The following is a 14,404-nucleotide window of genomic DNA, read 5'->3' as shown; positions in this document are numbered from 1 at the left end:
ATTCCTAGGTCAGCAGGTCGGCCAGGGGCTGGGATTGCACCCGTGTCTGGCCCCTGGTCGAGTTGGAGAGAAAAATGGAGGTGTCTTTCAAACCGCTGCCGGTGATCAGGATCACGGCGGTCTGCGGGGTGTCGGGGTGTGCTTCGGCGTACTTGAGCAGCCCGGCGAAGGCACTCGCCGCGCCGGCCTCGGGAAACACACCGGTGCTGGCGGCCAGGCGGGAAGCCGCCGCGACAATGCTCGGATCGCTGACGCAAATGAACTCGCCGCCGCTGGCCGTCACGGCGCGCATGGCTTTGAGACGGTCGCGCGGCAAGGCCACATTGATGCTGCTGGCCAGGCTGGTGGGGGCAATGCGTTCAATCTGCTGCATCGGCCGGTCACTGCGCCAGGCCCGGTACATAAAGTTGCTGTGCTCGGCCTGGACGCCGATTAGCCGTGGAATACGCTCGATCCAGCCCATTTGCAGCAGGTCGAAGAACCCCTTGTAGACCGAGCCCAGAATGCAGCCATTACCGACCGGCACGAACACCAGATCCGGCACCTGCCAGTTGAGCTGCTCGCACATCTCGAAGGCCACGGTTTTCTTGCCTTCGCTCATGTACGAGTTGATCCCGGTGGTGCGGTTGTACCAACCGTGGGTTTCACAGGCGTTGAGGCATTGTTCGAAGGCTTCGTCGTACTGGCCATCGACCAGTACAATCTCGGCGCCATAGCCTTGCATCTGAGCGAGCTTCTCGCGGGGCGCACTTTTGGGCAGGTAAATCACGTTATGCAGGCCCAGGCTTGCACTCATCCCGGCCAGGGCCGAGGCGGCGTTGCCGGTACTGGCCACCGCCACGGTGCGTGCACCGGACTGCATGGCATGGGCAACCGCCAGGGCGCTGGCGCGGTCTTTCAGCGAGCCGGTGGGCTGGCGCGATTCATCTTTGATATAGACCTTGATCCGCGCGCCCCTACCGAGCAGTTCCGGGCGCGAATACAGCGGCGTGTTCCCCACCAGCAGCGGCGGGATGAACTGCGTCGAACGCAATGGCATCAGCCGGTCATAACGCCACATGCCTCGGGCGTGATCATGGACCAGGGTGTCCCTGGACCACTCGCGCTTGAGCGTCGAATAATCGTAAAGCGCATCGAGGGCACCGTCGGTTTTGCAATGAGGGCAGTAGTAGCTGACCTCATGCGGCTGGTAGCTGCGATCGCAGACCAGGCACTGCAACACATACTCGCTGTACGAATGTTTCATGACCAACCCCCTGAAAATACGCGGTGCGGGTGCTTTTGCTGCCGACGTCGGTCCACTGCCCCGGACCGACGGGCACTGCACGCAGAGAGTGGGCTTCAGACCACCATGATGGCGTCGATGGCGACCAGGGTATTGCGCGCCAGGGCGCTGGCCCCGGCAGTGGTGCGCGCCGGGTATGGCTGGGTGAAGTACTCCTCCATCACCCGGTTGAGGGTCGGGAACTCGCTCAAGTCCGTGATGAACGCCGTGACCTTGACCACGTTCGCCAAAGTGCCGCCTGCGGCCTCGGCCATTTGCTGCAGATTGTCCAGGGTCTGACGCAACTGGCCTTCGAAGTCCTTGGCCAGCACCTCGTTGTTCAGCGCCGAGACGGGAGTCTGTGCCGACAGGTAGATGGTTTGCCCGTGACTGACCTTGATCCCTTGGGAATACGTGCCCAGGGGCAGCGGCGCCTTGTCGGTGAAGATCACGTTTTCTTCGCCCAGGAAAGGCTTGGCGACGGACTGGTGTTGAGCGTTGGTCTGCATGGTGACGTTCCTTGTGAAGTGGGTGGAGGGTTAGTGCAAATCGGCAACCTGTTTGACGGCCAGGCTGGAAAACGCCTCGTCGCGGCAACGCGCCGGGGAGAAATGCTGGTAGTTGAGTTGCAGCGCCGCCAGATCGGTCGGCATGGCGATGCCCAACGCCGCGTGACTGCACAGCCGGGCAATGGCTGGCGCGGCTTGAATACCGTAGCCACCGAGGGCGGCTAGCCAGATAAAGCTCTCGTGTTGCGGATCCTGGCCGAGCACCGGGGACCGGTCGGCAACAAAGGTACGCAGGCCTGCCCACTTGTTGATGATCGAGCGTGGACGAAGGCGCGTAGTGCTTTGCAGACGGTCCATGGTGATCGCCAGGTCCAGCTCGTCAGGCAGCGCGTCACAGGGCAGCGACGGGTTTTCATCGCAGGGCGAGACAATCAGGCGCCCGGCTTCCGGCTTGATGAAAATGTCTTCGTCCACCGTGCCCAGGTACGGCGTGTGGTGCACGTCGCACTGCGGATCCACCGCCAGCACCGTGCGGCGCAGCGGCCGCACACCAACCTTGGGCACCCCGCAACGCTGGGCAAACTCATCAGCCCAGGCGCCGGCAGCGTTGACCACGATCGACGCCTCTAACCGTTGGCCGTCAGCGGTGTGCAAGGTCCAGTGATCGTTGCGGTGTTCGCCGCGCACCACTTCGGCTTCGCGCTTGACCACACCGCCGCGCACCCGCAGGCCGCCGAGGTAGGCGCCATGAATGCCATGCACATCCAGGTCGAACGCGCTGGGCTCATAGATGCCTGCGCTCCAGGCGCCTTCGGCCAGGTAGGGCACCAGTTCGAGCACCTGTTGGTCGTCGAGGAACTTTGCCGTGGGCACTTGCCCGAGCACTGCGGTAAACCGCGCAGCCAGTTTGTCCACCCGCTGCGCTTGCGCCACGATCAAGGCACCGCGTGGCGACCACAATGGGTGTTCGGCCAGGCCTTCGGGCGGGTTCTCGAAAAAGCCTCGGGAAGCGCAGGTCAGCGAGCGGATCTGCTGGTTGCCGTAGCTTTCCATGGAGATCGCCGCCGAACGGCCAGTGGTGTGATAGGCCAGTTGCTGCTCCTGCTCCAGCAGGCAAACGCTGCCGTGGGCCGCCAGCTCATACGCCGCCGACACGCCAGCGATGCCACCGCCCACCACTATGAAATCGTAACGTGCGGTCATGGACGGCTGCCCTCAGCCATCGCGATGGCCTTGCTTTCTCGGGTGTAGGTCAGCACGAAGTGGGCGACGAGACCAAAGATCAAGCCCCAGAACGCCGCGGCCAAGCCGAGGAAACTCATGCCCGAGGCGGTGACCAGGAAGGTGATCAACGCGGCTTCCCGTTGCTTCTCGTCGGCCATGGCACCGGTCAGCCCGGCGCTGATCGCACCGAACAGGGCCAACCCGGCGAGAGATGCAATCAACTCTTTAGGCAAGGCGGAAAACACCGAAGCCAGGGTCGCGCCGAAGGTGCCCATCAGGATGTAGAACACCCCGCAGGCGATCCCGGCGATGTAGCGTTTGTCGCGGTCCTCGTGGGCTTCGCGGCCGGTGCAGATGGCAGCGGTGATCGCGGCGAGGTTGAAGCCGTGGGAACCGAACGGTGCCATCAGCACCGAACCGATCGCCGTCACCGAAATGATCGAGCGCGCCGGGGTGTTGTAGCCCGAAGTGCGCAACACTGCCATGCCCGGCACGTACTGCCCGGTCAGTGTCACCAGCGCCAACGGCAGGCCGATGTTGATGATGGCGTGCCAACTCCATTCCGGCGCGATAAACACCGGGTGCGCCACGGCGATGGTGATTGCCGTGCTGTTCAACTCTCCAAACGAGGCGGCGACTGCACAGCCGATAATCAACACCGAAAGAATTGCGTAGCGCGGCGACAGGCGTTTGAAGATCAGGTAGGCCGCGATCATCGACAGTACCAGCGCGGGTTGCAGCTTGATCGAGGTAAACAGCTCGGCGCCGAAGCGGAACAGAATGCCAGCAAGCATGGCAGCGGCGATGGCCTTGGGCAGTCGACTCATCAACTTGTCGAATGCGCCGGACAACCCCACCACGGCAATGATCACCGACGCCACCACATAGGCACCGATGGCCTGTGGCAGCGTCACCGTCGGCAGCATCGAAACGAGCAATGCCGCGCCAGGTGTGGACCACGCGGTAATCACCGGAACCCGTAGGCGCCAGCTGAGGAACAGGCCAGTGATGCCGCTGCCGATGGAAATCGCCCAGATCCACGAAGACACCACGTCATTGGGCAGGTGCGCTTCCTTGGCCGCCTGAAACACGATGATCAACGGGCCGGCATAAGAAATGATCACGGCAATAAAGCCCGCGATGACGGCTGACAGGGATAGATCCTTTCTGAGTGTGTCCATGATGTCTCGACTTGGCGCGGCGGGGCCGGGCAGTGAACAGGGGAAGATTGAGTCGATTGCTTCGATTCGAGATGAGTGTATTTGAAGGAATTGAGTTGATTCAATAGCTGGCGAGGTTGTTACGGGATGTTTTTTTGCTATGCGTGCCTATTTTCGCGCCATTACGCATTTAATTATTTGATTTATAAGGCGATTAAAAAACCAAAAAATATCTGAACCTAGCGATCAATATCGATTCAATCACGGGATCAATCGAATCAATTCGCCAATTGTGTCGATTTATTAGTTGCCTAACCTCCATGTGATATGCTCGGATATTCATCATTTCTACGATGGGCAGTGATCATTCATGTGGGTTCCCCAGCTAAGCGAATTCGGCCAGCCGATGTATTTGTCGATTGCCGATGCGTTGGCACGCGATATCGGCAACGGCGTATTGAACGAAGGTGATCGCCTGCCGACCCTGCGGGAGCTGGCCACGACGCTGAATGTCACGCCGGGCACCATCAGCCGCGCGTACAGCGAAGCCCAGCGGCGTCGCTTGGTGCAGGGTGAAGTGGGGCGCGGCACGTATGTGCTCAATCAAAAGCAGTTGGAACTGCCGGCGAGTAACAGCGCGTCCGTACCCTTGAATCTTGGGCAGTCCGAACTGCTCGATCTGTCGATCATCAAGCCCTACAGCGAAACCCTGGAATACTGGCTGCGCGATGCATTGGTGAGCATGGCCAAGAGCACCGATTTCGCGCGCGCCCTGGACTACGCACCCGATGGCGGCCACCCGGCTCATCGCGAGGCGGGTGCACAGTGGTTGCGGCATTCGTTGCCCGATGCGCAGTGGCAGCAAGTGATCATCACCGCCGGGGCCCAGCATGGCTTGATGGTGGCCATGAGCGCCCTGACCAACGCCGGCGACCTGGTGCTCTGCGAAGCGCTTTGCTACCCCGGCATCATTTCCCTGGCCCACGGCCTGGAGCGCCGTCTGCGGGGCGTGCCGATGGATGACGAAGGCATCATCCCCGAGGCACTGCGCGAACTGTGCCAGCGCGAAAAACCGGCGATGCTGGTCTGCGTGGCAACCTGCCAGAACCCGACGGCGGCGATCATGTCGCAAAAGCGTCGGGCGCAAATCGCGGCGCTGGCCGAAGAGTTCGACTTCATCATCCTCGACGATGACATCTACGGTTTTCTCGCCACCGACCCGTCAATCAAACCGCTGTCGGCGTTCGCCCCGGACCGTTCGGTGTACCTGACCAGCCTGTCGAAGTCGGTGATGCCTGCGCTGCGCATCGGCTACCTGTATAGCCCGCCAAAACTACTGTCACGCTTGACGTCGATGGTCCGCAGCAGCGTGTGGATGCCGTCGCCACTGACTGCGCAACTGGCCAGCAATGTCGTCACCGAAGGCCTGGACAAAAAACTGATCCGTATCCAGCGCAACGAAGCCGCCGGGCGCCAAGCGATTGCCCAGGAGATCTTCGCCAATTACGAACTCAAGACCCAGCCGTACTCCTACCATGTCTGGCTGACGCTGCCAGAGCCCTGGACCAGCGACGAATTCACCATGCTGGCGCGGGCCAATGGGGTGCTGGTGCTCAGTGGCACTCAGTTCCAGGCCGAACGTTCCGGGGTGACGCGCAGTGTACGGCTGGTACTGATGTCGCCCACCAGTCAGGACGAGCTGCGCTTCGCCCTGACCAAGTTGGCCAGCCTGATCGATTCTGACCCGCGACGTTACTACTAAGCCGCGCGCTCTTCCCCCGGGTTGCGCTCGAAGTAGCGCTTGTATTCGCGACTGAACTGCGACGTGCTCTGGTAACCCACGTTGTGCGCCGCCTGGGCCACGCCCATGCCTTCCACCAGCAGCAATTGCTGGGCCTTGAGCAGGCGCAGACGCTTGAGGTACTGCACCGGCGACAGCAAGGTGCATCGCTTGAAGTGCTCATGGAAGGTCGACGCACTCATGTGCGCATACCCGGCTAACGTCTCGATATTGAGCGGCTCGGCGAAATGGGCATGCAGGTGACTCAACGACGTGGCAATCCGAGAGAATTGCCCCTGTTGCTCTACCAACGCACGCAGCACATCCGCCTGCGGCCCGCGCAGCGCGGTGAACAACAATTCGCGCACCCGCGCTGGCCCCATGATCCGGCTTTCCAGCGGATCGTGCAGGCACTGCAACAACCGTTCGACGCAACCGCGCATGGCGTCATCCAACACCACCGAACTCATCGACTCCAGGGTTTGCGGGGTCGGTGGCGGCCCAGCCTGCATGCCCATGGCCATCACCAACTCCCCCAACACCACACGGTCGATACCCACCGACACACCCAACAGCGGTGCTCCGGGCGCCATGGCGAATGTCTCGCACTCGAACGGCACGGGCATCGCCTGGATCAAGTAATGCCCAGCGCCATACTCCAGGGTCCGCGGCCCCAGATAAGCGAGTTTGCTGCCTTGGGCCACGAACATCAGGCTCGGCTCATAGATCTGCGGGCCGCGCGCCACGTCGCAACTGGCGCGCAGCACCTTCACACCGGGCAGATGGGTAGGGGAAAAACCGTCACAGGGCGTGAGCCCCTCAATCAGGGAAACCAACGTGGCGTTGGCGTCGAGATGGCGGGTCAACAACATGGCAAAAAACTTCGCGAAAAAGGGATGAGAGCATCATCGCAGGTCTGGCGGCACATAAATCCAAACAAGGGGCACTCCCGGACGAATAGGCATGAGACTCGGAGCAATCGCCATGGTCGCCTCGACGGTCGATGGGGAGAATGGCCCGCCTCACTTGTCACTGCTTTTTGCGAGGTTTCACCATGTATACCGCCATCGGTTATGCCGCCCAGTCGGCCACCACTCCCCTCGCCCCCATGTCGTTTGAACGCCGCAGCCCGCGCGCCGATGACGTGGCGATCGAGATTATGTACTGCGGCGTCTGCCACTCCGACATCCACCAGGCGCGAAACGAATGGGGCATCGCTGTGTACCCGCTGATGCCCGGTCACGAAATTGTCGGCAAGGTCACTGCCGTCGGCGCCAGCGTTACCGCGCATAAAGTCGGCGACCTCGTCGGCGTAGGCTGCATGGTCGATTCGTGCCGTCACTGTGAAGCGTGCAAATCGGACCTGGAGCAATACTGCCTCGAAGGCCCGACCATGACCTACGCCACGCCGGATCGTGTGGATGGCAGCAACACCATGGGCGGCTACTCCGACAGCATCGTGGTCAGCGAGCACTTTGTGGTGAAGATTCCGGCCAAGCTCGACCTGGCCAGCGCCGCGCCGATCCTGTGCGCCGGCATTACCACTTACTCGCCGCTCAAGCACTACGGCGTAAAGGCCGGCGATAAAGTCGGGATCCTGGGCATGGGCGGTCTGGGCCATATGGGCATCAAGTTCGCCAAGGCCATGGGCGCTGAAGTCACACTGTTCACCCGCTCCGCGAGCAAGGCTGAAGAAGGCCGTCGCCAGGGCGCCGACCACGTGATCGTGTCCACCGACGCCGAGCAGATGAAAGCCGCTGCCGGGCACTTTGATTTCTTGCTGGACACTATCCCAGTGCAGCACGACCTGAACCCCTACCTCGACGTGCTGCGCTTTGACGGCGTGCACATCCTGGTGGGTTTGATCGAGCCAGTGGACCCGCCGGTGAATGCAGCCAAGCTGGTGCTGGGCCGTAAAGTACTGGCCGGCTCGCTGATCGGTGGCATTGCCGAAACCCAGGAAGTCCTGGATTTCTGTGCCGAGCATGGCATCACCTGCGACATCGAAATGCTCGACATCCGCCAGATCAACGAGGCCTATGCCCGCATGATCGCCGGTGATGTGAAGTACCGCTTTGTCATCGACATGGCGACCCTGAAGGTCTGATCAGACCTTCGCGCCCAACTCCGCTGAAAGCCGCGCTGCGACTTGTTTGATGACAGGGATCAGCTCGGCCATTTTCTCCAGCGGCATATAAGGCACGGTACTGGCGATGCTGATGCCGGCGACGATTCGCCGGCTCGCATCGCGCACCGGTGCCGCCACGCAGCGGATCGACGGTTCGTTGTCTTCCAGATCGAACGCATAACCGCCCACCACATATTCATGCATACGCTGCTCGAACTGTGCCCAGGATTGCTCCGGGTGCTGCGGCCACTGCAGGTTCTTTCCTCCCGCCGGCAGGCTGGTTTCGTACAAGCGTTGCCACTCTTGCACCGTGTCATCCAGCAGCATTGCCTTGCCTACGCCCGTGCGCGCCAACGGCATGCGATGGCCGACCCGTGAACGCATTTCCGGGCCATTACGGCCGGGGTTCTTGTGCAGGTACAGCACGTCGTCAAATTCGCGAATCGCCAGGTGGATGGTGTCACCGGTCAGCGCGGACAACTCGTCCAGGTACGGCACCGCCAGGGTCACCAATGGCAGCTCTTCCCGTGCCTGGAAGCCCAGTTCAATCAACTTTGGCCCCAGCAGGTAACCGACTTGCGGCACTACGCGCAGGTAACGCTCATCCACCAGGCAACTGGCCAGGCGGTGGGTGGTGCTGCGAGTGGTGCCGATGCGCTTGGCGATCTCTTTCAGATCCCGCGCACCGGCCGCCACTGCCTGCACCACGCCCAAGCCACGCAGCAGGGTCTGGGTGCCGGTGGGGGCGGCGTCTTTGACGGGGGTGTGGGCGTTTTCCTGCATATCGGGCCTATAAGTATGAAAGCGCGGGCATTATGGCAAATACCGCCCGTCAATACAGTTGAGATCTATAGGTGGGAGGGGCTTGCCCCCGATGGCGGTGTGTCAGAGACAAATGTGCAAACTGACACTCCGCTATCGGGAGCAAGCCCCCTCCCACATTCGGCTTTCATAGGGTTTGGATCAGCGTTGTTTCATGCGGTCGATGCCCCCCGCCAGTAGCAGGATCAAACCGCAGATCACGCATTGATGAACCCAATACAAACTTACAACCAGAACACCGTGTTCAAATTCTCCGCCGATTAAAACTGTGGGAGGGGGCTTGCTCCCGATGGCGGTGTGTCAGCTACATATTCATTACCTGACCCACTGCTATCGGGAGCAAGCCCCCTCCCACATTTGGCCTTCATAGGGTCTGGATCAGCGTTGTTTCATGCGGTCGATGACCACCGCCAACAACAGGATCAAACCGCGGATTACGTATTGATGAACCCAGGACAAACTTACAGCCAGAACACCGTATTCAAATTCTCCGCCGATTAAAACTGTGGGAGGGGGCTTGCTCCCGATGGCGGTGTGTCAGCTACATATTCATTACCTGACCCACTGCTATCGGGAGCAAGCCCCCTCCCACATTTGGCCTTCATAGGGTCTGGATCAGCGTTGTTTCATGCGATCGATGACCACCGCCAGTAGCAGGATCAAACCGCAGATCTCGTATTGATGAACCCAGGACAAACTTACAGCCAAAACACCGTGTTCAAATTCTCCGCCGATTAAAACTGTGGGAGGGGGCTTGCTCCCGATGGCGGTGTGTCAGCTACATATTCATTACCTGACCCACTGCTATCGGGAGCAAGCCCCCTCCCACATTTTGGGCTTCACATGGCGAGGGTTTAGCGTTGTTTCATACGGTCGATGACCACCGCCAACAACAGGATCGAACCGCAGATCACGTATTGATGAACCCAGGACAAACTTACAGCCAAAACACCGTATTCAAATTCTCCGCCGATTAAAACTGTGGGAGGGGGCTTGCTCCCGATGGCGGTGTGTCAGCTACATATTCATTACCTGACCCACTGCTATCGGGAGCAAGCCCCCTCCCACAGTTTGAGCTTCACGTGGCGAGGGATCAGCGCTGTTTCATGCGGTCGATGACCACCGCCAGTAGCAGGATCGAACCGCGGATTACGTATTGATAAAACGTGTCGATGTTCTTCAGGTTCATCGCGTTCTCGATGATCGCCAAGATCAACACCCCCGCGATCACATGGCGGATCATGCCAATCCCACCACTCAACGACACCCCGCCCAGTACACAGGCCGAGATCACCGTCAGCTCAAAACCCTGCCCGATCATCGGCTGGCCTGAGGTCATGCGCGAGGCGAGGATCACGCCGGCCAGCGCGCCGATCAGACCGTGCACGGCGAAAATCAGGATCTTGGTGCGGTCAACGTTCACCCCTGCCAGCAACGCCGCTTCCGGGTTGCCGCCGATGGCCATGGTGTTGCGCCCGTAGGTGGTGTAGTTCAGCAGCCAGCCGAAAAACACAAAGCACACGATGGTGATCAAAATAGGCACCGGCACGCCGAACAACTGGCCGTTGCCGAACACAAAGAACTGCTCCTGGGACACGCCAACCGCCTTGCCGTCGGCAAAGATGTAGGCCAGGCCGCGCACGATCTGCATCGTGGCCAAGGTGGTGATCAACGCATTGACCCGCAGCTTGGCGATGACGATGCCGTTGATCAGCCCGACGATCAGGCCCATCAGCAGCGCGGCGCCGATGCCGAGCATGACGCTCTCGGTATCGCGCATCACAATCGCCGCCACCACGCCGGCACAGGCGATTACCGAGCCCACCGACAAGTCGAAGTGCCCCGACGCCAGGCAGAACAGCATGGTGCACGCGGCAATGCCCACGGTGGAAATCGCCAGGCCCAGGCCGCGCATGTTCAGCGGTGAGAGGAAGTTGTCGATCAGCAAGGCGCACAGCACAAAGATGCTCACCGCCGCCAACAGCATCGCCCAGTTGTCGAGCAGTGCGCGCAGGTCGAAGGGTTTGCGTGCGGTGGGCAACGCGTTGTTTTGAGTGTTCATGGTCGTCTCTCAGTTCGTCACGCGGCGCGGCAGGGCCAGCTGCAGCAGGTTGGATTCGGTGGCGTTTTCACGGGTTTGTTCACCGCGCAGGGCGCCTTCGCACAGCACCAGGATGCGGTCGGAAATACCCATGACTTCCATCAAGTCGCTGGACACTACGATCACCGCAATGCCGCTGGCCGCCAGGTTATGGATGATCTGGTAGATCTCCGACTTGGCGCCGATGTCGATGCCCCGCGTCGGTTCATCCAACAGCAAGACCTTCATCGGCATCGACAGCCAGCGCCCCAAAATGGCCTTCTGCTGATTGCCGCCGGACAGGTACATGATTTTCTGTTGCGCATCCGGGGTTTTGACTTTCATCGCCTTGATTTGCTGGTCGGCGTTGCCTTTCTCCCAGGGCTCGCGCAGCAACCAGCCGAACGAGGAATGGGCACCACGGGCGCTGATATTGATGTTCTCGGCGACGCTGGAAAGCGGAATGATGCCTTCCTTTTTGCGGTCCTCGGGACACAGCAACACACCGGCGGCGATGGCGTCGCGAGGTGAGCGCAGTTGCAGGTTTTCACCGCACAATTGCAGGCTGCCAGCGCTGCTGCGTTCCAACCCGCTGAGCAAACGAAACAGCTCCGTGCGCCCTGCCCCGACCAACCCGAACAAGCCAAGAATCTCGCCTTTGCGCACGTCGAAACTGATCGGCTCACGCAGGCCAGGCCCCAGCAACCCGTCGACCTTGAGTGCGACCTCGCCATGCTCTCGCGGGCGGTAGTCGTAAATATCCTGAATGTCGCGACCGACCATGCAGGTCACCAACTGGTCGTGGCTGAGCGCACTCATATCATCAAAGGTGCGCACGTAACGCCCGTCTTTGAACACCGTCACGGCATTGCAAATCCGGAACACCTCTTCCATGCGGTGCGAGACGTACAGCACCACTTTGCCCTCATCCCGCAGGCGCGTGATGATCGCCATCAAACGGTCGATCTCCCGCGCCGACAGGCTGCTGGTCGGTTCGTCGAACGCGATCACATGGGCGCCACGGGACAACGCCTTGGCGATTTCCACCAGTTGGCGCTGGCCCAGGGACAAGCGCCCGAGCTTTTCTTCAGGATCGATTTCATCGGCCAGACCCTTGAGGCACGCCAGGGCCTGCTTGCGCAGCAGGCTCCGGTTGACCACCCCAAAACGCGACGGAAGGTGCCCAAGGAAAAGGTTCTCGGCCACGGTCATTTCCGGCACCAGGTGCAGCTCCTGGTGAATCACCGCGACGCCGCTGGCGATGCTGTCCGCAGCGCATTTGAACGCCATGGTCTGCTCGCCGATCTGCACCGTGCCGCTGCTGGGAATGTAGGCGCCGCCGAGGATTTTCAGCAGCGTCGACTTGCCCGCGCCGTTCTCGCCCATCAAGGCATGCACCTGCCCCGGCTGGGCGCTGAAGCTGATGCCGTCCAGCGCCTTGACCCCGGGAAAGGTTTTGCCGATACCCTCAAACCGCAGGGCCGCCGCACTCATTTCCACAGCCCGATCTTGGTCAGTTCTTCCTGGAAGTTGGCGCGGGTGATCAGGGTGACTTCATCCATCGCGGTGTACTTCGGTGGCTCGGTCCCTTTGGTGACCCACTCGTACATCATCAGCGCCGTGTTATAGCCCTCGATATGCGGGCTTGGCAGCATGGAGCCGAAGAAGCCGCTGTCGGCCTTTTTCAGTTCGCCGATGGCGTCGGTGCCATTGATGCCGATGCCAATCACGTTGGCCGCTTTGAAGCCTGCGCTTTCGGTAGCGCGCACGCCGCCGAGCACGGTGTTGTCATTCATGCCGCCGATGATCAGGTTTTTCGCACCGCTGGGCAGCTTGACCAGCGCCGAGTTGGTGGCGTCCATGCTGCCGGGGACGTCGAGGGTTTTCAGTGCGGCGGTGAGGATGTGGTCTTTCGGAATGCCGGCTTCTTCAAGGGATTTGATCGAGCCGTCGGTGCGTTTTTTACCGGTGTCGAGTTCGTTGAAGGTGTTGATCACCGCGTAGGTGTCCTTCCAGTCCCAGCCACGTTTTTTCGCTTCGGCAGCCATGGCGGCGCCTTGTTTCTGACCGACTTCAAAAGCGGCCATGCCCAGGTACGGCACGTCCTCCATGAAGTTGCCTTTGGCATCGACGAAGCGGTCATCCACGGCCATGACTTTCAAGCCATTGAGCTTGGCCTTGGCCACGATGGCTGGGCCGAGGGACACGTCCGGCGGGCAAATCACAAAACCTTTGGCACCGTTGGCGGCCAGGCTGTCGATGGCGGAAAGGGTTTTCTCACCATCGGGCACGGCGATTTTGATCACGGTGAAACCGTGTTCCTTGCCGGCTTTTTCGGCGAAGGCCCATTCAGTCTGGAACCAGGGTTCTTCGGCTTGTTTAACCAGGAAGCCGATCTTCACTTCTTCGGCGGATGCGAGGCTGCTGAGGCTGCTTAAAGCAACGGCGGCGGCAAGGACGCGTAGGGCTTTTTTCATGAACGACACCTTTTATTGTTATTGAGCGGTAAAAGTTCTAGTCGTGATACATCACAGACCGCCCGCCATCGATCATCAGGCAGGTGGCATTGATAAAGGGCGCCTCGTCGGTGGCCAAAAACAGCGCAGTCATCGCCACCTCCACCGGCTGGCCGATGCGTTTGGGCGGGTGCAGGTCAAAGGCGCGCTGGCGCTCGGCGTGGGGGTCGGAAAAACCGTTCCAGTAGTCGACGTTGAGTTGGGTTTCGATATAGCCCGGCGCGATAGCGTTAACGCGAATGCCCTTGGGCGCGTATTCGATACCGAGGGCGCGGGTGAGGCCGAGCAAGCCATGCTTGGCGACGGGGTACGGGAAGCAACCAGGAATGATGTGGCTGGAATGGGTGGAGGCGATATTGATGATGTTGCCGACGCCCTGCTCAATCATGTGCGGTAGCACCGTGCGGCAGCCAAACCAGGCGCCGTCGAGGTCAATGGCGAAGCAGCGGCGCCAATCTTCGTCGGTCATCTCCAGTGGGTCGCAGAACACGTTGACGCCAGCACAGTTGACCAGCACATCCACGCGACCAAAGCGCTCAATGGCCACATTGACCAGCGCCTGCCATTGCTCTTTTGAAGTGATGTCGACGGCTTGCGCGTAAATCTGCGCACCGCGTTCGCGCCAATGGGCGGCCACCTTCTCGACTTTTTCACCCTGAATATCGGCGATAACCAGGCGCGCCTGCTGGGCCTGGAAACACGCGACGATCGCTTCGCCAATGCCTTGGGCGGCGCCGGTGATGATCACCACCTTGCCTTTGAGCCGCTCGCCGTAAGTGGGCTCGGGCACAGCGGGGAGTGACAACGGTTGTGCCTGCATCGCTTCACCTGTTTTATTTTTGGTAGTGAGTGCTGATGTCGCCGACTATAAACCCAGATCCCGAAACATCTCAATATATAAATTTGCATCCCACATTGTGA

12 protein-coding genes are annotated in these 14,404 nt (G+C 60.5%); 2 read left to right on the top strand and 10 right to left on the bottom strand.

Translation table 11 applies throughout. The features are described 5' to 3' along the window. Positions 1-4: 4 nt before the first annotated feature. The 4 genes from thrC to ACVWXD_RS02660 all read right to left on the bottom strand — a co-directional run bounded on the left by thrC (position 5) and on the right by ACVWXD_RS02660 (position 4,178). On the bottom strand, positions 5-1,246 hold the full coding sequence (gene thrC / locus ACVWXD_RS02675; RefSeq protein ID WP_032887425.1) for a threonine synthase: 1,242 nt from the start codon (positions 1,244-1,246) through the stop codon (positions 5-7). 95 nt (positions 1,247-1,341) lie between these two features. Continuing rightward, a complete protein-coding gene (locus ACVWXD_RS02670) occupies positions 1,342-1,773 on the bottom strand; it encodes a Rid family detoxifying hydrolase (RefSeq protein WP_050442841.1) in 432 nt (143 codons plus the stop codon). Positions 1,774-1,803: 30 nt separating this feature from the next. Then, positions 1,804-2,976, bottom strand: a complete 1,173-nt coding sequence (locus tag ACVWXD_RS02665) for an NAD(P)/FAD-dependent oxidoreductase (RefSeq protein WP_032887423.1) — start codon at positions 2,974-2,976, stop codon at positions 1,804-1,806. Then, positions 2,973-4,178, bottom strand: coding sequence for a benzoate/H(+) symporter BenE family transporter (locus ACVWXD_RS02660; protein ID WP_032887422.1), 1,206 nt, complete (start codon positions 4,176-4,178; stop codon positions 2,973-2,975). Before ACVWXD_RS02660 ends, ACVWXD_RS02665 begins: the two co-directional genes overlap by 4 nt. A 349-nt stretch (positions 4,179-4,527) precedes the next feature. On the opposite strand from ACVWXD_RS02660, the gene ACVWXD_RS02655 reads away from it, so the two are divergent. Then, entirely contained in the window at positions 4,528-5,919 is a 1,392-nt protein-coding gene (locus ACVWXD_RS02655) for an aminotransferase-like domain-containing protein (protein ID WP_095185323.1), read from the top strand. Here ACVWXD_RS02655 and ACVWXD_RS02650 read toward each other — a convergent pair. Then, on the bottom strand, positions 5,916-6,809 hold the full coding sequence (locus ACVWXD_RS02650) for an AraC family transcriptional regulator (RefSeq protein WP_032887418.1): 894 nt from the start codon (positions 6,807-6,809) through the stop codon (positions 5,916-5,918). The two genes, ACVWXD_RS02655 and ACVWXD_RS02650, sit on opposite strands and share 4 nt — an antisense overlap. 182 nt (positions 6,810-6,991) lie before the next feature. Between ACVWXD_RS02650 and ACVWXD_RS02645 the strand changes: the two genes are divergently transcribed. Then, entirely contained in the window at positions 6,992-8,044 is a 1,053-nt protein-coding gene (locus ACVWXD_RS02645) for an NAD(P)-dependent alcohol dehydrogenase (RefSeq protein ID WP_032887416.1), read from the top strand. Here the strand turns inward: ACVWXD_RS02645 and ACVWXD_RS02640 are convergent, their stop codons facing one another. The 5 genes from ACVWXD_RS02640 to ACVWXD_RS02620 all read right to left on the bottom strand — a co-directional run bounded on the left by ACVWXD_RS02640 (position 8,045) and on the right by ACVWXD_RS02620 (position 14,303). Continuing rightward, on the bottom strand, positions 8,045-8,848 hold the full coding sequence (locus ACVWXD_RS02640) for an IclR family transcriptional regulator (RefSeq protein ID WP_032887414.1): 804 nt from the start codon (positions 8,846-8,848) through the stop codon (positions 8,045-8,047). A gap of 1,132 nt (positions 8,849-9,980) precedes the next feature. Continuing rightward, positions 9,981-10,949, bottom strand: coding sequence for an L-arabinose ABC transporter permease AraH (gene araH, locus ACVWXD_RS02635; RefSeq protein ID WP_122681215.1), 969 nt, complete (start codon positions 10,947-10,949; stop codon positions 9,981-9,983). 9 nt (positions 10,950-10,958) lie between these two features. Beyond that, entirely contained in the window at positions 10,959-12,461 is a 1,503-nt protein-coding gene (araG, locus tag ACVWXD_RS02630) for an L-arabinose ABC transporter ATP-binding protein AraG (RefSeq protein ID WP_095186530.1), read from the bottom strand. Beyond that, the gene (locus ACVWXD_RS02625; RefSeq protein WP_095186531.1) at positions 12,458-13,444 is read right to left on the bottom strand and encodes a substrate-binding domain-containing protein; all 987 of its coding nucleotides are present in this window, start codon (positions 13,442-13,444) and stop codon (positions 12,458-12,460) included. Before ACVWXD_RS02625 ends, araG begins: the two co-directional genes overlap by 4 nt. A gap of 37 nt (positions 13,445-13,481) precedes the next feature. Then, positions 13,482-14,303, bottom strand: a complete 822-nt coding sequence (locus ACVWXD_RS02620) for an SDR family oxidoreductase (RefSeq protein WP_032886824.1) — start codon at positions 14,301-14,303, stop codon at positions 13,482-13,484. Positions 14,304-14,404 lie beyond the last annotated feature (101 nt).

Source organism: Pseudomonas sp. TE3911 (genome assembly GCF_054062775.1).
This window is presented reverse-complemented; position numbering and strand designations above follow the sequence as displayed.

What these genes read in the sequence shown, in the direction of transcription:
- araG (WP_095186530.1), bottom strand. Translation starts at nt 12,461, where the DNA reads ATGAGTGCGGCGGCCCTGCGGTTTGAGGGTATCGGCAAAACCTTTCCC.
- ACVWXD_RS02650 (WP_032887418.1), bottom strand. Translation starts at nt 6,809, where the DNA reads ATGTTGTTGACCCGCCATCTCGACGCCAACGCCACGTTGGTTTCCCTG.
- ACVWXD_RS02665 (WP_032887423.1), bottom strand. Translation starts at nt 2,976, where the DNA reads ATGACCGCACGTTACGATTTCATAGTGGTGGGCGGTGGCATCGCTGGC.
- thrC (WP_032887425.1), bottom strand. Translation starts at nt 1,246, where the DNA reads ATGAAACATTCGTACAGCGAGTATGTGTTGCAGTGCCTGGTCTGCGAT.
- ACVWXD_RS02645 (WP_032887416.1), top strand. Translation starts at nt 6,992, where the DNA reads ATGTATACCGCCATCGGTTATGCCGCCCAGTCGGCCACCACTCCCCTC.
- ACVWXD_RS02670 (WP_050442841.1), bottom strand. Translation starts at nt 1,773, where the DNA reads ATGCAGACCAACGCTCAACACCAGTCCGTCGCCAAGCCTTTCCTGGGC.
- ACVWXD_RS02655 (WP_095185323.1), top strand. Translation starts at nt 4,528, where the DNA reads ATGTGGGTTCCCCAGCTAAGCGAATTCGGCCAGCCGATGTATTTGTCG.
- araH (WP_122681215.1), bottom strand. Translation starts at nt 10,949, where the DNA reads ATGAACACTCAAAACAACGCGTTGCCCACCGCACGCAAACCCTTCGAC.
- ACVWXD_RS02640 (WP_032887414.1), bottom strand. Translation starts at nt 8,848, where the DNA reads ATGCAGGAAAACGCCCACACCCCCGTCAAAGACGCCGCCCCCACCGGC.
- ACVWXD_RS02660 (WP_032887422.1), bottom strand. Translation starts at nt 4,178, where the DNA reads ATGGACACACTCAGAAAGGATCTATCCCTGTCAGCCGTCATCGCGGGC.
- ACVWXD_RS02620 (WP_032886824.1), bottom strand. Translation starts at nt 14,303, where the DNA reads ATGCAGGCACAACCGTTGTCACTCCCCGCTGTGCCCGAGCCCACTTAC.
- ACVWXD_RS02625 (WP_095186531.1), bottom strand. Translation starts at nt 13,444, where the DNA reads ATGAAAAAAGCCCTACGCGTCCTTGCCGCCGCCGTTGCTTTAAGCAGC.